Origin of the sequence: Pseudomonas sp. PvP089, from assembly GCF_017875165.1 — a bacterium.
Lineage (GTDB): Bacteria > Pseudomonadota > Gammaproteobacteria > Pseudomonadales > Pseudomonadaceae > Aquipseudomonas > Aquipseudomonas fortuita.
On the sequence record NZ_JAGGME010000002.1, the window covers coordinates 112,963 to 130,761 of the forward strand.

General features: G+C 58.6%; 15 protein-coding genes and 1 pseudogene. 7 read left to right on the top strand and 9 right to left on the bottom strand.

Annotation, left to right across the window (positions count from 1 at the left end; translation table 11 throughout):
• Positions 1 to 32: 32 nt before the first annotated feature.
• From J3A71_RS30360 to J3A71_RS30375, 4 genes are all read right to left on the bottom strand, one after another.
• The gene (locus tag J3A71_RS30360) at positions 33 to 824 is read right to left on the bottom strand and encodes a DNA-binding domain-containing protein (protein ID WP_004577565.1); all 792 of its coding nucleotides are present in this window, start codon (positions 822 to 824) and stop codon (positions 33 to 35) included.
• Positions 821 to 1,657 (bottom strand): DUF692 domain-containing protein, encoded by an 837-nt coding sequence (locus J3A71_RS30365; RefSeq protein WP_003139536.1) that lies wholly within the window; start codon positions 1,655 to 1,657, stop codon positions 821 to 823. The genes J3A71_RS30360 and J3A71_RS30365 overlap by 4 nt, the downstream gene beginning before the upstream one ends.
• Positions 1,658 to 1,701: 44 nt before the next feature.
• The gene (locus tag J3A71_RS30370; RefSeq protein ID WP_004577564.1) at positions 1,702 to 1,962 is read right to left on the bottom strand and encodes a membrane protein; all 261 of its coding nucleotides are present in this window, start codon (positions 1,960 to 1,962) and stop codon (positions 1,702 to 1,704) included.
• 342 nt (positions 1,963 to 2,304) lie between these two features.
• Positions 2,305 to 3,285 (bottom strand): IS5-like element ISPa41 family transposase, encoded by a 981-nt coding sequence (locus J3A71_RS30375; RefSeq protein ID WP_023662985.1) that lies wholly within the window; start codon positions 3,283 to 3,285, stop codon positions 2,305 to 2,307.
• Positions 3,286 to 3,424: 139 nt separating this feature from the next.
• On the opposite strand from J3A71_RS30375, the gene J3A71_RS30380 reads away from it, so the two are divergent.
• From J3A71_RS30380 to J3A71_RS30405, 6 genes are all read left to right on the top strand, one after another.
• Positions 3,425 to 3,631, top strand: a complete 207-nt coding sequence (locus J3A71_RS30380; protein WP_003139535.1) for a co-regulatory protein PtrA N-terminal domain-containing protein — start codon at positions 3,425 to 3,427, stop codon at positions 3,629 to 3,631.
• 193 nt (positions 3,632 to 3,824) lie between these two features.
• Complete coding sequence (locus tag J3A71_RS30385; RefSeq protein ID WP_004574334.1) at positions 3,825 to 5,657, top strand: copper resistance system multicopper oxidase; 1,833 nt, start codon at positions 3,825 to 3,827, stop codon at positions 5,655 to 5,657.
• A 12-nt stretch (positions 5,658 to 5,669) separates the two neighbouring features.
• Positions 5,670 to 5,981, top strand: coding sequence for a hypothetical protein (locus J3A71_RS30390; RefSeq protein WP_003246749.1), 312 nt, complete (start codon positions 5,670 to 5,672; stop codon positions 5,979 to 5,981).
• Complete coding sequence (locus J3A71_RS30395; protein ID WP_023662987.1) at positions 5,971 to 7,062, top strand: copper resistance protein B; 1,092 nt, start codon at positions 5,971 to 5,973, stop codon at positions 7,060 to 7,062. The genes J3A71_RS30390 and J3A71_RS30395 overlap by 11 nt, the downstream gene beginning before the upstream one ends.
• A 9-nt stretch (positions 7,063 to 7,071) precedes the next feature.
• Entirely contained in the window at positions 7,072 to 7,914 is an 843-nt protein-coding gene (locus tag J3A71_RS30400) for a cytochrome c (protein WP_023662988.1), read from the top strand.
• The gene (locus J3A71_RS30405; RefSeq protein ID WP_004574337.1) at positions 7,904 to 8,347 is read left to right on the top strand and encodes a DUF411 domain-containing protein; all 444 of its coding nucleotides are present in this window, start codon (positions 7,904 to 7,906) and stop codon (positions 8,345 to 8,347) included. Before J3A71_RS30400 ends, J3A71_RS30405 begins: the two co-directional genes overlap by 11 nt.
• Positions 8,348 to 8,524: 177 nt before the next feature.
• Here the strand turns inward: J3A71_RS30405 and J3A71_RS30410 are convergent.
• From J3A71_RS30410 to J3A71_RS30430, 5 genes and pseudogenes are all read right to left on the bottom strand, one after another.
• Positions 8,525 to 9,850 (bottom strand): annotated as a pseudogene (locus J3A71_RS30410) (OprD family porin).
• 157 nt (positions 9,851 to 10,007) lie between these two features.
• The gene (locus J3A71_RS30415) at positions 10,008 to 10,340 is read right to left on the bottom strand and encodes a DUF2790 domain-containing protein (RefSeq protein WP_004574339.1); all 333 of its coding nucleotides are present in this window, start codon (positions 10,338 to 10,340) and stop codon (positions 10,008 to 10,010) included.
• A 145-nt stretch (positions 10,341 to 10,485) separates the two neighbouring features.
• On the bottom strand, positions 10,486 to 13,635 hold the full coding sequence (locus J3A71_RS30420) for an efflux RND transporter permease subunit (protein WP_004374632.1): 3,150 nt from the start codon (positions 13,633 to 13,635) through the stop codon (positions 10,486 to 10,488).
• A complete protein-coding gene (locus J3A71_RS30425) occupies positions 13,632 to 15,092 on the bottom strand; it encodes an efflux RND transporter periplasmic adaptor subunit (protein WP_004374629.1) in 1,461 nt (486 codons plus the stop codon). Before J3A71_RS30425 ends, J3A71_RS30420 begins: the two co-directional genes overlap by 4 nt.
• Complete coding sequence (locus J3A71_RS30430) at positions 15,089 to 16,351, bottom strand: TolC family protein (protein ID WP_004574340.1); 1,263 nt, start codon at positions 16,349 to 16,351, stop codon at positions 15,089 to 15,091. The genes J3A71_RS30425 and J3A71_RS30430 overlap by 4 nt, the downstream gene beginning before the upstream one ends.
• Positions 16,352 to 17,056: 705 nt before the next feature.
• On the opposite strand from J3A71_RS30430, the gene J3A71_RS30435 reads away from it, so the two are divergent.
• Positions 17,057 to 17,791 carry a helix-turn-helix domain-containing protein gene (locus J3A71_RS30435; RefSeq protein ID WP_004574341.1) on the top strand — a complete coding sequence of 245 codons (735 nt, stop codon included), beginning with the start codon at positions 17,057 to 17,059 and terminating at the stop codon, positions 17,789 to 17,791.
• Positions 17,792 to 17,799 lie beyond the last annotated feature (8 nt).

Genomic DNA, 17,799 nt, shown 5'->3' on the forward strand with positions numbered 1-17,799 from the left:
CAAAGAGAAGCCGCTAGCCTATAGGTTCCGGGTCATTCGTGAATAGTTGCCCTGAGCTTTAGCAAACCTTCGTTGACCCACAATTTCAACCAAGTTGCGGCCTGCAGGGGGGCTTGCTCTCCATGTGTTGCGCTCAATGACTCGCAGAGTTCGGCGAACGATCCACCCTCGACGAAAAACCGCAATGCTGACGCCTCTTCTGGCTCCAGGCTTCGGTAATGGCATACGAGGTTATGACGCCAGACCAGACAGTCTCGATTCCCGGCTGGTTGGGTGGCAACGGGAAGCAGATCCCCAGACTTGGCAGCCTTCCACAGCGCCAGGGTGTTGTACTGCAATCGCAGCCATCTGGCAGATGGAGTCAGGGAAACCCTGAATGAAACCCAGTCTTCAGCCGAAAACTCACTGATGGCCTGCAGTGAAAGCGCTTCGACATCCTGAGCATCGAAAGCCAGTGTAAAAGCCCACTCCAGCTCCGCGAGTTCGCGCATCGGTGAAAGTTGAGGTTCCGCAATGTAGCTGCGAATGAACTCGGGCAGCTTTTCACCCAGCCAGCGAATGCTGAAATGCCGCGGTGGCCAGGCGGCGATATAGGCCAGTGCGAGTTGCTCGAACGACTGTTCTCCCAGCCATTGCTGCAGCGCCGGGAAATCCTCGCGCAGCACCGCCAGCAGGCGCGAGCGATAGGCGTTATGGTAGATCCGCAGGCCTTCGAGGGCACTCAGCGCAGTGCAACCCCGGACTTGCTCCAAAAGCTCGTTGGAGGGCAGGGCACCATCTGTCAGGTAAGTTTCAAATGCAGTCTGTAAGGCGCTTAGGCTCAAAGGGTTGCCCTCGATATCACGCCATTGGCGATAGCTCGGGCATGCTCCAACTCGGATAACAGATCCTCGAACGGTGGAAAATGATCATCCCGCTCGATCAACGTCGACGTTGGACCCAAGTAGCTCAAAGTCTTGCTGTAGAGCGCCCAAACCGGGTCAGCGATGGGCTGGTCGTGGGTGTCGATGAGGTATTGCCCGTAATCGCTATGCCCGGCCAGGTGAATTTGACGAATCCGCTCGTGCGGCAATTCCAAGATGAACTGCCATGGGTCGAAATCCTGATTTCGTGCGCTGACGTAGACGTTGTTCACGTCAAGGAGCAATTCGCAACCGGTCAGGAAACTCAGTTCCGAGAGAAACTGCGATTCGCTCATGCTGGACGTCTTCCACTGCACGTAAGAAGAAACGTTCTCCAGCACAATGGGACGTTCCAGAACATCCTGCACTAGACGCACCCGCGCGGCGACATGCAGCAGGCTTTCTTGGGTAAACGGCAGCGGCAGCAGGTCGTGGAGTTGATGGGCGTTGCCGCGACTCCAGCACAAGTGGTCGGAAACCCACTGGGGCTGTACCCGGTCCGCCAGTTGCTTGAGCTGTCGTAGGTAGCCCATGTCCAGGTTATGCGAACCGCCGATCGACAGCGATACTCCGTGCATCACCAACGGGTATTGCTCGCCAATCGCATCGAGAAAGTAGAGGGCCTTGCCACCGCCCACCAGGTAATTCTCGGAAATGATCTCAAACCAGTCGACCGCAGGTCGCTGTTCAAGAATCTGCTGGTAATACTCACTGCGAAGGCCAAGACCGAAACCCAGTGTTTTGCGCTTACTCATTCAAGACTCCAGCAGGGGAGTGGCAGGCACTCCCCGCAACGGCATTATTCGCTGGTCTTGCCACCGGCCTCATCGCACTTGGCCTGAGTCATCAGCTTGAAACCCTGGCCTTTACATTCTCCCTGGCCTTTGCAGGCATTTTTGGCGGTCATGCAGTCGTTCTGGCCCTTGCAACCGTTGACGCCGAAGCACTTCACTTCAGCTGCTTTGGTGTCCTGGGCGGCCTGGACAGGCAGGGTAGCAAACAGGCTGGCGGCCACGAGAGCCAGAGCGGCACCGGTAGCGACGTTGGATTTATTCGACATAGTGACAATCTCTCTTAATTGTTGGTGGTCTTATCCGCGGGTGCGAATGACCCTGAGTAGCTTAGGCATCGCTGCCGAGCATGCCCTCTCAAGAAATTCGCAAGGCTTTATGAGGGCATGAAAGACAGTACCGAGCCTTCTGGATGGGCTACAAGAAAGAAATAGCAACCTGACAGAACTGTAATGTTCGGCTCAGGTTGCTGACAGGCCCTCTTAGGGATGCTCCGATCAACTTGTCGTGCAGCCGCGGCAAGTTGCAATTTTCCAGGCACCTACAGCGTCATTGGACGAAAAGTGACCGAAAAATCATGTACGGAGAGCTTTTTCGACCGGTTCTCCGTGTTAAACGCGAACCTCACCCATACCCATGAGCTGTTTTCGAACCCTCCACAGGTTTGCCAGGGCGAACAGCGTGGTCAACTGAGCCGTGTTTTTCATCAGCCCACGAAAACGTACTTTCACGTAACCAAACTGCCGCTTGATCACGCGAAACGGATGCTCGACCTTGGCCCGTGTCTGAGCCTTGCAGAACTCGATCTTGCGCTTGGCTTTGTACAGTACGCTGCGCTGGTTCAGCTTGGAATAGGTGCTGCGACGCGCTGCAATCTGCCAGATCACCCCCCGATTTTCATGCTCTTCGCGCCTTTCGACACCGGTGTAACCGGCATCTGCATACACGGCGTTTTCTTCGCCATGCAGCAGTTCAGCCACCTGCGTGACATCGGCCACATTGGCAGCGGTGCCATGGACGTGATGCACCAGGCCGGACTCGACATCGGCACCGATGTGCGCCTTCATCCCGAAGAAATACTGACCGCCTTTCTTGGTCTGGTGCATCTCGGGATCACGCTTGCCTTCTTTATTTTTGGTCGAGCTGGGGGCATGAATAATGGTGGCATCGACGATGGTGCCTTGGCGCAGCGACAGGCCTTTTTCCTGCAGATAACCATTGATGACCGCAAGGATTGCCGGTGCGAGCTGATGCTTCTCCAGCAAGTGCCGGAAGTTCATGATCGTGGTGTCTTCGGGGATTGGCGCGCTCAGCGTCAGGAGTGCGAACTGGCGCATGGGCGTGATTTCGTAGAGCGCTTCTTCCATGGCCGGGTCGCTCAGGGAGAACCAGTTCTGCAACAGATGGATGCGCAGCATGGTTTCCAGAGGATAGGGTTTGCTACCGCCGCCGGCCTTGGGGTAGAACGGTTCGATCAGCTCCAGCAGGCCTGCCCAGGGCACCACCTGATCCATTTCGGCGAGGAAGCGCTCTCGGCGGGTTTGCTTGCGCTTGCCGGCGTACTCAAAGTCGGAAAAGCTCATCTGGCTCATGGGCGGCTCGGATCAGGTGTTGCGGGGATTCTCGCATAACTGAAGGCTTGTTCGGAGATTCCTTAGTTAACGTGACATCGAGCCTAAAGCTCGGCCTCTGCAGTTGCAGGGACCACTTAACTTACGAGGAATACCCAAAATGAAATCGATCAAAGCTCTGCTTGTAGTTACTGCTCTGAGCATCTCCAGCTTGGCAATGGCTGAAGGTGGTGCTGACCGAACCTTCGCGCGCATGGAGCAGGCACGCCAGACGTCTCTGGAGGCCTACCGGGTGGCCCAGCAGCAGAAAGTTGAGGCTCCTGTAGCCAGCAGTCCAACCGAGCAAGCAGAGCACACCAACTGCTGAAGTCATCTACCTTACAGAAATGTAATCACCCGGATGGTTGGGATATGGCAGTTTCATACTGCTCATCGTCGGTAAGGCTTGTGCAATGCACCGACGTGGAAAGTTGAGGGGTAAATACCCGACATTGAAGCAGCCATGAACCCGAGACCGGGCACACCATCACCGGCTCATTTGACGGATTGGACAAAACGGCATGCAAAGCAAAACCACAAGGCGCACCTTCGTCAAAGGCCTGGCAGCCACCGGTATTATCGGCGGACTTGGCCTGTGGCGCACGCCGGTCTGGGCGGTGAACAGCCCCGGCCAGCCCAACGTACTGACTGGTAACGAATTCGACCTATTCATCGGTGAAACCCCGGTGAACATCACCGGCGCAGCGCGCACGGCCATGACCATCAACGGCTCGCTCCCTGGGCCGATTCTTCGTTGGCGCGAAGGCGATACCGTCACATTGCGCGTGCGCAACCGCCTCAAGGAGGACACCTCCATCCATTGGCACGGCATCATCCTGCCGGCGAACATGGATGGCGTTCCTGGCCTGAGCTTCCATGGCATCGCCCCTGATGGCATGTATGAGTACAAGTTCAAGGTCAACCAGAACGGCACCTACTGGTATCACAGCCATTCTGGGCTCCAGGAGCAGGTCGGCGTATACGGTGCGCTGGTCATCGATGCCAAGGAGCCCGAGCCCTTCAGTTACGACCGTGATTACGTCGTGTTGCTGAGCGACTGGACGGATGAAAATCCAACGCGGGTACTGGCCAAGCTCAAGAAACAGTCGGACTACTACAACCAGCACAAACGCACCGTTGGTGACTTCATCGATGACGTAAGCGAGATGGGTTGGTCCGCCGCCGTAGCCGACCGTAAGATGTGGGCCGAAATGAAGATGAGCCCGACTGATCTCGCCGACGTCAGTGGCTACACCTACACCTACCTGATGAACGGCCAGGCACCTGATGGCAACTGGACCGGCATATTCAAACCGGGCGAGAAGATTCGTCTGCGTTTTATCAATGCCTCGGCCATGACGTACTTCGATGTGCGTATCCCCGGCCTGAAGATGACGGTAGTCGCGGCCGATGGCCAGCACGTCAAACCAGTCAGCGTCGATGAGTTCCGTGTCGCCGTAGCCGAGACCTACGACGTGATAGTCGAGCCCGATAGCGAGCAAGCCTACACCGTCTTTGCTCAATCCATGGATCGCACTGGCTATGCGCGCGGCACCCTTGCGGTACAGGAAGGGTTGAGTGCACCGGTACCAAGCCCTGACCCGCGCCCACTGATTGCCATGGGTGACATGGGCATGGACCACGGCAGCATGGGCGGCATGGATCATGGGAGCATGGCCGGGATGGATCAGGGCAATATGGCGGGAATGGATCATGGCAGCATGCAGGGTGGCATGGCTGGTATGGATCACAGCCAGATGGCCGGAATGGATCATTCAAACATGGCTGGCATGGCTGGCATGGCTGGCATGGCTGGCATGGCTGGCAACATGCAGGCACACCCGGCCTCAGAGACCAACAATCCTTTGGTCGACATGCAGACCATGACGCCGACGCACAAGCTGGACGACCCAGGTATCGGCCTGCGTGATAACGGCCGGCGCGTCCTGACTTACTCTGACCTGCGCAGCACCTTCCCTGATCCGGACGGGCGTGAGCCAAGTCGCACCATCGAGCTGCACCTCACCGGGCATATGGAGAAATTCTCCTGGTCCTTCGATGGAATCAAGTTCTCTGACGCCGAGCCTCTGCGCCTCAAGTACGGCGAGCGTGTTCGCATCACGCTGGTCAACGACACCATGATGACTCACCCGATCCATCTTCATGGCATGTGGAGTGATCTGGAGGATGCGAACGGCAATTTCCTGGTGCGTAAACACACCATCGACATGCCGCCAGGTTCCAAGCGCAGCTATCGGGTGACCGCCGATGCGTTGGGGCGTTGGGCCTATCACTGCCACCTGTTGCTCCACATGGAAATGGGCATGTTCCGTGAAGTCCGTGTGGATGAGTAAAGGAGATTTCTGATGAGTACTTTTATGAAGCGTAATGCCCTGTTTGGCAGCGCAGCGATGTTCAGTCTTTTGGCTGTTCTGCACGCGCCGACGTCATTGGCAGGTGAGGGGCACAGCGAGCACGAACAACATGCTGCCGAGTCGGCTGCGCCCGACGCCAGTGACAAGCCTGCAGATCAATCGAAAGGCAAGGCCGCTGGCCATCAGATGGATCATGGCGCCATGGATCATGAGGGTATGAACCATGACGATATGGGGCACGAGAAGATGATGGATAAGCATGGCGGCACCGAAGCCGAAGCAGGTTCGAACCATGACCACTAGGTTTTCACGCCCGTCCCTCATAGCGCTGGCCGTGTCGCTGAGTGCACTCAGCGGCGGCGTTACCCAGGCTGCGGAAGAAATGGATCATTCGGCAATGGGGCACGGCTCCATGTCGATGGACCACAGCCAGATGGGCCACGGTTCCGCCAAAGCGCCGATGGTGGGCATGGATCACAGCAAGATGGATCATGGTGCCATGCAGAGCGAATCGGGCAGCATGGACCATAGCCAGATGGGCCACAGCCAGAGCCAAGAGAAGGCCCCAGCCATGGACCACAGCAAGATGGGACACGGCACCATGCAGGGACAGATGGAGGGCATGGATCATTCGAAGATGAACCATGGCTCCGCTGAAGCCCCGAGAACTACCAGTCGTACGCCGATTCCCGTTCTGACGGATGCTGATCGCCAAGCGGCTTTCCCGCCACTGCCTGGCCACAAGGTGCATGACAGCGCCATCAACAGCTTTTTCCTGCTCGATCAGCTCGAATACCAAGACGCAGATGAGGGCAGCACCCTGGCCTGGGATGCGTCGGGTTGGGTAGGCGGTGATATCAACCGGGTCTGGTTCCGCTCCGAAGGCGAGCGTACCAACGGCGTTACCGAGGACGCTGAATTACAGCTGCTGTACGGCCGCTCGATCGGCCCTTGGTGGGATGTCGTCGCGGGCGTTCGCCAGGACTTTAAACCGGAGTCGCCGCAGACTTGGGCTGCCTTCGGTATCCAGGGCATGGCGCTTTACGCCTTTGAGGCCGAAGCCACGGCCTTCGTCGGCGAGAATGGCCAAACTGCTGCCCGACTGGAGGGCGAGTACGACATTCTGCTGACCAACCGGCTGATTCTCCAGCCAACTGCCGAAATGAACTTCTACGGCAAGAACGATCCTGAGCGAGGTGTGGGGTCTGGGTTGGCAAATACCGAGCTCGGCTTGCGTCTGCGTTACGAGATTGTCAGACAGTTTGCTCCCTATGTCGGGGTTTCCTGGAGCCGCTCCTATGGCAACACGGCAGACATGGTGCGCGACGAGGGCGGTGATGTAGACGAGGCGCGTTTTGTCGCCGGTATCCGGATGTGGTTTTGAGAACCTGACATGAAAAGAACAATTAAAACTTTGGTGGCGGCCGGCGTGGTCGGTAGCACAGCTGTCCTGGCCGGCGCCTACTTTGGCGTGGTCAACGTGGGGGCCGATGATCCCCATTTTCCTGCAGTGCATGCGTTTCTCACGATGGCCCGCGACCGCTCTATCGAAGTCCGTTCGCAGGACATCGAGGTTCCCAACCTGGATGATCAAGCTCTTATTCGCGCCGGTGCGGGCAACTACAACTCCATGTGTATCGGCTGTCATTTGGCGCCAGGTGTGGCGGAGACCGAGCTAAGCCAATCGCTTTACCCTGCGCCTCCCAACCTCGCCAAGATCGGTGTCGATGGCAATCCGTCAGCAGCGTTCTGGGTGATCAAGCATGGCATCAAGGCAACGGGTATGCCTGCGTGGGGCAAGAGCATGGGCGATGAGTACATCTGGGGCATGGTTGCCTTCATTGACCAATTGCCGACGATGGATGCCAAGCAATACCAAGCACTCGTCGCATCCAGTGGCGGCCATCAGCATGGTGGTGGGGAAACGCAAATGCACAATCATGAAGGTCAGCACGGCGACAACAAGCCTGGCCATCATGGCAATAGCGGCGGTGGCGAAGACCATCATGGAACAGGTGATGCCGGAGAGCCTGGCCATCACGATGCCGCGGCTACTGATAGCGAGGGTGGCTCCGCACCTGAGGCAGGTCACCATTCGGACATGAGTGGCGATGATCACCATGCCGGGGATGAGGCCGCCCCAAGCGGCGGAGACCATCATTCCGAGCAAACTCCGAATGCCTCGCCCAAGACCCACACCCACGCCGATGGCAAAGAGCACGTGCATGAAAGCTAAATATCTGGCCTTGCTGGCCGCTCTCTCCGTCACAACTGGAGTTCAAGCCGCTGATGCCCTGACGATTGATGTCCATCGTGATGCTAATTGCGGATGTTGCAAGAAGTGGATCTCACACCTCGAAGCGAATGGCTTCAAAGTCGTCGACCATGTCGAAAGCAACATGTCGGCAGTGAAGCAAAGTCTGGGCGTTGCGCCGCGGTTGGCGTCTTGTCACACCGCGGTGATTGACGGCAAGTTCGTCGAAGGTCATGTGCCGGCGGCTCAGGTCATCGAGCTCACCAAGCGCGATGATCTCGTGGGCATCGCTGTTCCCGGGATGCCGGCGGGCTCCCCCGGTATGGAAGTCGATGGCGTACAGCATGCCTACCAGGTCATTGGCTTGACCAAGGCGGGGTCTGATCAGGTCGTTGCAGAATATCCCGCTCAGTAGTACTGCCTGCCAGCACGGCCGCTTGTGTGTAGTGGCCGACTCTTTTTCATACGCCATTTAACCTAAGTAAAAAAGGCGCCCGAGGGCGCCAAGGGCTGTCTCCAAACCAAAGGAGCACTACGAGGGGACAGCAGGACCAAGGCGCGAGCGGGCAATCAACCCGCCCGCTTGCCAGGGTTAGAGAACTTCCAGCGGGTACTCGACAATCAGGCGGACTTCATCCAGATCCGACTCGTAATCGGTCGCGCGAGTGGTCATTTGGCGAACACGGAAAGACATATCCTTCAGTGATCCAGTCTGCACAACGTACTTGGCCTCGATGTCCCGCTCCCAGCGCTTCTGGTTGGTCAACGGATCGCCGTTGTCATCACGGCGCATATAGACTTCGTTGGCCTTGCTGTAGTCGGCATCCCAGCCCTGGGCATATCGAGTCATGAAGCTCAACCCAGGCACACCGAAAGACTCCATATCCAGGTCGTAGCGCACTTGCCATGACTTCTCCTTCGGCGAGTTGAAGTCGCTGTACTGGATGGAGTTGTCGAGGTAGATGGAGTCCGATTGGCGCAAGTAATCGAAGTCATCATCGCCATTGTTGCGCTGGAGACCCACCAGTACTGTGTGAGCGCCGAATTGGATGCCGACCTTGCCGCTCCAGATGTTGTTATCGAAGCTCCCGAGGAGCTGCTTCCCTTCATCGACCGCCTTGTAGTAGTTCAGCCCGCCGATCAAGGCGACATCGTCCGCAAGCGGGTAGCTCAGCGTGGTGCCCGCGTAATATTGATTCCAGGCATCCTTGAGGCGGCTGGTGTAGAGACTAAAGCCGACGTTGTCATTAAGCGTGTAATCACCACCGAAATAGGCGATCCATGGCGAGTCCACTTCGCCTGCGTAGAAGGTAGCGAAGCCGTCGCGCATGCTGCTGGTATTGGGTTGGCTCATCGAGTGGAGGCGACCGCCTTGAAGCGACAGTCCTTCCACGCTGCTGTTGAGCACGGTGATACCTCGGAAACTCTCCGGTAAAAGCCGCGCATCACCGTATTGGACGACAGGGCTGACAGGAAAGACGTCGCCTACCTTGATCTCGGTATCCATGAACCGAGTTTTCACCGCGCCCCCCAGTTTTGAGTAGTTGTCCTCAGCCTGCCCGAGGCTGTTGTAAGGCATCACGTCGACTGAGCCGCCTGCTCCAGAACGGCCGTCGCCGGTGTCAAGCTTGAGCCCTAGCATGGCAAAGGCATCGACACCAAAGCCTATGGTGCCCTCGGTGAAACCAGACTCGAATCTGCCTATCACGCCATGCGCCCACTCTTCCGAATAGCCATTACCCGAGCTGCTGGACTGGCCTTTACGGAAATCGCGGTTGAAGTAGAGATTTCGATTGAGAATGGTCAGGCTGCTGCCTTCGATAAATCCCTAGCCTTTCTCGCCGGCGGCCATCGCAGCTTGCCCGGTACTGACGCTCAGAGTGAGCAGAGAAAGTCCTAACAGGGTTCTGTTATTCATAAATGCTCCTGATGTTATTGGCAGTTGTCATTGTGTGGTCGCATATATGTGCCAAGCGCGCCGGGCATAGCCAGGCACGCCTTGGTCATATTTCCACATGCCAAATAACGTCAGGGTGACTTGGAAATTACATTTCAGTCAGCGCGATGTCATTTATCTAGTTTTGATTACGGCAACCTGTCCCGGCTGCCCGGTATTCAAGAATATTCAGATCGCCATTGGAGTCCTCGTAGGTCATCTGGGCCGGCATCACACCGCAGCTAGAGTCCGTCGGGGTAGTGGCCACGACCCTGGCGATATCGAGTTTCATGCCGTAGCGGTAATGAATAACTTCAGGCGGATTCTTTCCGTTAGCGGCAGCATACTCTTGCATGGCCTGCTCATTGGCCTGAATCATCCGACCATAAACACGATCAGCGCCGCCTTCTGCCAGAGTGGCAGAGGAAACAACCATAGCGGCAAGGGCTGCAATAACTTTGAGGCTTTTCATGTTTAATCACTCCTTCAAAGTGGTGATTAAAATATATCCGCTCAACCTGTCATAAAAATGAAGTCAAAGTTACATCGCCGTAATGCTTCCTGCCGCGTTACCCGGGCGAGTCAGCTTGGCGCGTGGCTTGCCCGGGTTTGTAAAGCTATAGCTCCTGCGGTGCGCGAACCTTCTGTGTACGCTGCCTTCGCATCAGCCAGTACGCGGCCGGCAAAACCAACATGGACATCAGCGGCGCGGTAATCATGCCGCCGACCATGGGCGCGGCGATGCGCTTCATCACTTCAGATCCGGCACCTCCGCCCCAGAGGATTGGCAACAGGCCGGCGATGATCACGGCCACCGTCATCACCTTGGGCCGCACGCGCAGCACTGCGCCTTCACGAATTGCCTCCAGTAGTGCCGGGTCACCGCTGCGCCCGGCATCCATACGTGCATGCCAGGCATTCTTCAGGTACAGCAGCATGATCACCCCAAATTCCGCCGAGACGCCGGCCAAGGCGATAAAGCCGACCCCAGTGGCAACCGACAGGTTGAAGCCGAACCAGTAGAGCAGCCAGATGCCGCCCGATAGGGCGAAGGGCAGGGTTGCCATGATCAGTAGGGCCTCACCGAAGCGGCTGAAGGTCAGGTAAAGCAGCACGAAGATGATCAACAAGGTCGCCGGTACCACCCAGGCCAGCCGTGCATTGGCGCGCTCCAGGAACTCGAACTGACCGGAGTAGGAGACGGTCATGCCAGCATCGAGTTGTACCTGCTCAGCTACGCGTTGCTGCAACTCGCGCACGGTCGATGCCAGGTCGCGCCCACGGACATCGACATAGACCCAACCGGACAGACGCCCGTTCTCGCTGCGCAGCATTGGCGGCCCTTCGGTCAGACTAACCTGGGCGACGGTGCCCAAGGTGATCTGCTGGCCGGCTTGCGTGAGGATCGGCATACGCCGTAGTGCCTGCGGACTGTCTCGCCACTCCTTGGGATAGCGCAGGTTGATCGGGAAGCGGGCCAGTCCTTCAACCGTCTCACCAATATTGCTGCCGCCGATGGCGCCCGATACCACCGCCTGCACATCGGCGATGCTCAGGCCATAGCGCGCCGCGGCCAGTCGATCGATCTGGATGTCCACGTAACGGCCGCCAGTAAGGCGTTCTGCCAAGGCCGAACTCACCCCAGGCACCTCTTTGGCCACGGCCTCGATATCGCGCGTTATGCGCTCGATGTCGACCAAGGAGGTTCCGGACACTTTCACCCCAATGGGGCTCTTGATCCCCGTCGCCAGCATGTCGATGCGGTTGCGGATGGGCGGCACCCAGATATTGGACAGCCCCGGAACTTTTACCGCGCGATCCAGTTCCTCGATCAGCTTTTCGGGTGTCATCCCCGCGCGCCATTGATCGCGTGGTTTGAACTGCACCGTGGTCTCGAACATTTCCAGCGGTGCTGGATCGGTGGCGGTCTCTGCTCGCCCGGCCTTGCCGAATACCCGTGCCACTTCGGGCACCGTGAGGATCATCCGGTTGGTTTGCTGCAGCAGCTGGGTGGCCTTGCTGGCCGGCAAGCCGGGCAGGGCTGATGGCATGTACAACAGGTCGCCCTCGTCCATCGGCGGTAGAAACTCTCCTCCGAGTCTGCTGAGGGGCCAGAGACTGGACAAAAACACTAGCAAGGCCAGCGCTAGGGTCACCTTAGGCCAAGCCAGCACCCACTCCAGCACCGGCCGGTATGCACCGATCAGCCAACGATTCAAGGGGTTCTGTTGTTCGCTGGGGATATGCCCACGAATCCAATAGCCCATCAGCACCGGTACCAAGGTGATCGAGAGGCCAGCAGCGGCAGCCATGGCATAGGTCTTGGTGAATGCCAGCGGGCCAAACAGGCGACCCTCCTGGGCCTCCAGGGTGAAGACCGGGAGGAAAGACAGGGTGATGATCAAAAGGCTGAAGAACAGCGCCGGCCCGACCTCGGCCGCAGCTTCGCCGATCACCCGCCAGTGCGCCTCGCCCTGAAGCGGTTCACCGGGGTGTCGAGCCTTCCAGGCCTCGATGTGCTTGTGCGCGTTCTCGATCATCACCACGGCGGCATCGACCATGGCGCCGATGGCGATTGCGATCCCGCCGAGCGACATGATGTTGGCATTGACGCCCTGGTAGCGCATGACGATGAAGGCCATCAGGATGCCCAGGGGCAGGGTGATGATCGCGACCAGCGACGAGCGCAGGTGCCAGAGGAAGATCAGGCAAACCAGGGCAACCACCGCGAACTCTTCCAGCAGCTTGTAGCTGAGGTTATCGATGGCGCGGTCGATCAATTGCGAACGGTCATAGGTGGTGACCACCTCGACGCCGGCCGGCAAGCTGCCCTTCAGGCTGTCCAGCTTGGTCTTCACCGCGGCGATGGTATCGCGGGCATTCTTTCCGGAGCGCAAGATGACCACGCCACCTACAACTTCACCCTGGCCATCCAGCTCGGCAATGCCACGACGCATCTCTGGCCCCAGCTGAATGGTGGCCACCTGACCCAGCAGCACCGGAACTCCGCTGGCCGAAGCCCGCAGCGGCACATTGCGGAAATCCGCCAGGCTCTCTAGATAGCCTGAAGCCCGGACCATGTACTCGCGCTCTGCCAGCTCCAGGATGGCGCCGCCGGTTTCCTGATTGGCGCTCTTCAGCGCCGCTTCGACCTCCTGCTGAGTTACCCCATAAGCCACCAGCTTCTGGGGATCGAGCAGCACTTGGTATTGCTTGACCATGCCGCCGAGGGTGGCCACTTCGGCTACGTTGGGCAGGCCCTTGAGTTCGTACTTAAGGAACCAGTCCTGCAGTGCCCGCAGCTGGGCAAGATCATGCTGGCCGCTGCGGTCGACCAAGGCGTACTGGTAGATCCAGCCCACGCCGGTGGCATCCGGCCCAAGGGTGGTGGTAACACCCTCGGGCAGGCGTTCCTGCGCCTGGTTGAGGTACTCCAGCACCCGCGAGCGTGCCCAGTAGAGGTCGGTATCGTCCTCGAACAGCACATAAACGAAGGAGTCGCCGAAGAACGAGTAGCCGCGCACTGTCTTCGCCCCCGGCACCGAGAGCATGGTGGTGGCCAGCGGGTAGGTCACCTGGTTCTCGACAATCTGCGGTGCCTGCCCGGGGAAGCTTGTGCGGATGATGACCTGGGTGTCGGACAGATCCGGCAGTGCATCCAACGGCGTGTTGCGCAGCGACCAGATGCCCAGGGCGGTGATGAACAGGGTCGCCAGCAGCACCAGAAAGCGATTGCCGATAGACCAGTGGATCAGGCGTGCGATCATGGCTGGTCTCCTTCCTTGCTGAGCTGCTCGATCATCAGGCCGGAGTTTTTCTGGCGGGCGCCGATACGTACGTGATCTCCTGGCTTAAGTCCCACAGCTACTTCTGAGCTGACCAATGGAAAAGCCATGGTCATACCTGGCATATTCAGGCTCTCGAAGGGCCCGTGCTCCAGGGTGACTGACTCCGCGTCCAGAGCACGAATCACACCATGGGCCTCATGTAGTTCCTTCTTATTGTCCTGCTCGGCATGGCTGGCCATGACACCCTGTAGGCTGGCCTCCGAATCGATGAGGAACTGGCCGGAGGTAACGACCGCCTGACCCTCCTCAAGACCGGACAACACCTCCAGACGCCCATCAGCCTCGCGGCCCAAGGTTATTTCCAGGGGGCGGTAGCGCCCATCGCCTTCTACCAGCATCACCAACGCACGCTTCCCGGTGCGAATCACGGCTTCACTCGGCACAAGAAGCGTGGATTGTTCGACGGCACTGTTCAGGCGTACGGCGGCGAACATGCCGGGGCGCAACTTACCGGCAGGGTTGGGTAGCTCGCTGCGTACCGTGAGCGTGCGTGTTTGCGGATCGGCACTCGGCAGCAAGGCTATGACGCGGCCCAGCAGCGGTCGATCAGGAAAGGCCGTCAGGTTGGCGCGGATCTCGTCCCCGACCTGGATACTTCCGGCCATGGCCTCGGGTATCGCCGCATCGAGCCAGACACTGGATAGCCCGTTAATCAACGCCAGATCCTGCCCGGCTTCGACGGTCATCCCGGCGCGTACCTGCAAGGCTTGGAGCTCGCCGCTGATAGGTGTGGTGAGGGTTTGCACCGCCCGTGGTCTGCCGCTGCGGCGGACCTGCTCGATCAACGTTTGAGGCATGCCAAGCAGGCGCAGGCGCTCTTGGGCCGCACTTATCAAGCGAGTGTCAGCGGTACGCAGTACCGCCAGGAACTCCAACTGCGCGGCGGACCATTCGGGAATCAGCAGGTCGACCAGGGGGGCTCCGGCAGGCAGCACATCGCCCGGGGCGCGACCGTAAACCCGCTCGACGAATCCGCCGGCGCGGGCCTGGAGGTTCGCCACTTCTCGCTGGTTATAGGCCAGGGAACCCACCGCCTCGATATCCGAGGGCAGTACACCTCGGATCACCATCGAGGTTCGCATTCCGAGGTTCTGCACGGCTTGAGCGGGGATGCTCAGAACAGACGGATCCTGCTCGGATCCTGCGTATTTAGGGACAAGTTCCATATCCATGAAAGGTGACTTGCCCGGCTTATCGAAGCGCTGCTCAGGCTGCATCGGGTCGTACCAATAGAGCACCTTGCGCTCGTCCGTCGGTGCGGAGCTAGGCAGGATCTCGTGTTTGGCTTGCCGCTGGGCCAGCCAGTAGCCACCGCCCGCCGCGCCAATGCCCACGGCCAGCAAGGCGACCGCAAAACCAAATGCCGATATCTTCATTTCAGTCCCTCCACATAGGCGTAGTACAGGCTTGCGGAGAGCTGGCTCAGCTTGCGCTGCTGTTCAATCTGCCGTAGCTGAGCCTCGATCAGGTCGCGCTGGGCGGTGAGGACGGATGTCAGCTGGCTGTTGCCGGCCTGGTAAGCGGCAAGTTCGAGATCGGCACGTTTGCTTGCAAGCGGGATCAAGGTTTTTTCGGTGCGTGACAAGGTCCTGCGCAGTTGCTCAAGCTCGGCAATACCGCCTTCCAGCTCAGCCTGATGGGCGCGCAGTAATGCTTCCTGCTCGGCTTCCATCTGCGACACGCTTTGTTGTCTGGCGTTGATCTTGGGCCCCTGACGTGTGCCTACGAACAACGGCAGGTCGAAGGTAAATTGCACCATCACCATATCGCCGAATTGGTTGTCGCGATTGTTGTAGGCAAACTCAACACCCCAGTCGGGGGTCTTCTCGGCGATGGCCTCGTTCAGCTCGGCGCTAGCCTCGCCGACTCGGGCGGAGGCAGCGCGCAACTCAGGGTGTGAGGCAATGCGTTGCTGCAGGTGCGGTACCACCAGGTTCAGATTGGGAACACCTCCTTGCAAAGGCTGGTCAGCCTCGTTGCCTATCCAGCGGCGCAGCTTGGCACGAGCTACTGCCACATCGCGATTCAGTTCATCTCGCCGATCTTGTAACGCCAAAGCTTCCTGGTCGGCCTGCAACAGCTCGCCAGGCTGAGCACTACCGCCGGCAATCAGCGATTGCACGGTCGAGCGGAGCATCTCGATCTGACGGTCCAGTTGATCGAAGAGGCCAACACTGCGTTCGGCGTAGTACACGTCCAGCCAGCTCACTGCTGTCTGGCGCTTGATCTCCAACTGCATGGCACGCTGCTCGGCCTCGGCTCGGACAACTGAAGCCTCGGCCACCTGGCGCCGAGCCTGACGCTTGTCACTGTTGGGGACTTCCTGCATGAGCCCAATGCGGCGCATGGTCATGGAGTCACGATTAAGTGTGTAACGGTCAGGGCCTTCGATCGGCAGGTTGTCGATGCCTAGAATCAGCTTGGGATCGGGCAGGGCGTCTGCGGGCCCTACAGCCTGTTGTGCCGAAGCCACCTGCGCCTGGCGCGCGAGGTTCTCAGGGGCACTCTGCTCGGCCAGAGCTTGGGCTCGTTCGAAGGTTAGGGGCTGCGCCTGCGCGGCAAGCCAGGGAGCTGCCCAGAATGCGGCAGCCAACACACCGAGATAGCCACGGCGTGGAAAAAGGAAAGCGGACATGCTTTCGCCTCCAATGCGATTGATCGAGGTCGCAGCTACGAAACGTGGCCGCGACGATGCGCCTGACTGTAAGGCGCGGGATGATCACTGCATTAGACGAAACGAGGAGGGCGCCAGAGTCCTGCTGGCTCTCGCTTAATCACCGACTGTGTCAGCAATATTTCGGAGCGTGAGGGAAGAGGGGATATGCTCTTGATCACATTGGTCTGGAGAAGTCCTCCGGTCTTGCATTCCTGGCCGGATTTGCAGGGAGACTTATTGGCCACCCCATCAGACGTGTCCATTTGCTCGCAGCACGGAGCATCGGCCGTTGCATGGCCCTGATGATCGGCGCTCTGCATCGGGCAAGGTTGTGCCGGCATGCTGAAAGCCATACCGCCGAAGGTCGGCAGCACGAGGCTAGCAATCATTACCAGGATCAATCCAATCCGACGCACAGCAATTCACCAAGCGGGGCTATAGGGCGACTATAGCAGATTGCCTCGAGGCATGAGCGCTCCTTTTGACGATAACAGCACTTCGTTGATTTGGATCAAATAGAGTGTCTAATCTCAAAGGGGGAGCTGATTTTGTAGCGGGTGAGATTTCAATCGAGCAAGCGATAGAGTTCAGGCCAAAGAGGATTCTATAATCACTCTATAATTAGCTATAAAGCTCATTAGTGCACAAAATGCAGCTGGATGTGGAACCCTGAGGTGCCGCTGAATGAACGCAACGCAGGGTATCGGCTGGCATGGCAGAGCCTGGATTTCACCCGGGCTGGGCATTTTTCTGGGGCAGGCGGGTAGCCAAGATTGGCATGGCCACATGGCGCATCAAATTACCGTCAGCTTGAACGGCCGCTTGACGGTGAAGTGTACATCCTCGTCGGTGACGGCAAGGGCCATCTGCATCAGGGCAGGGGTGGCCCATCAGATCGAAGCTGACGAAGTGTTGTCGATCTACCTCGACGCGCTGTCCGATGAGGCGCGAGCACTTCCCGATAACATCGGGGAGGGCATCACTCCGATTCAGATGGGCGATACAGCATCGCTGCGAAAATTGCTGAGCAGCTCCGATCCGTCAGCCCAGCAAATTCGGGAAATGGTGCGCCTTGCTCTCAACCTTACGACTCCGCCGGCCTCCGATCCGCGACTGCAATCGGTCCTCGCTGCGTTAAAAGAGCCGATTAGTGGCAGGCAGGCGTTGGCAAAGCGCGTTCATCTGTCGCCTACCCGATTCTCACATTGGTTCGTCGAACAGACCGGCCTGCCGCTGCGCAGCTACCGGAAATGGAATCGCCTGGTCATAGCGCTCCAGCATATCGCCAGCGGCGCCAACCTGACTGCGGCCGCCCACGCTGCCGGATTCGCCGATGCGGCCCACTTTTCCCGCACCTTCCGCGAACTGTTTGGCCTCGACCCGTCGTCTGCCTTGGGTCATGTCAGTCTGAAAGGCTGAATTCAGCT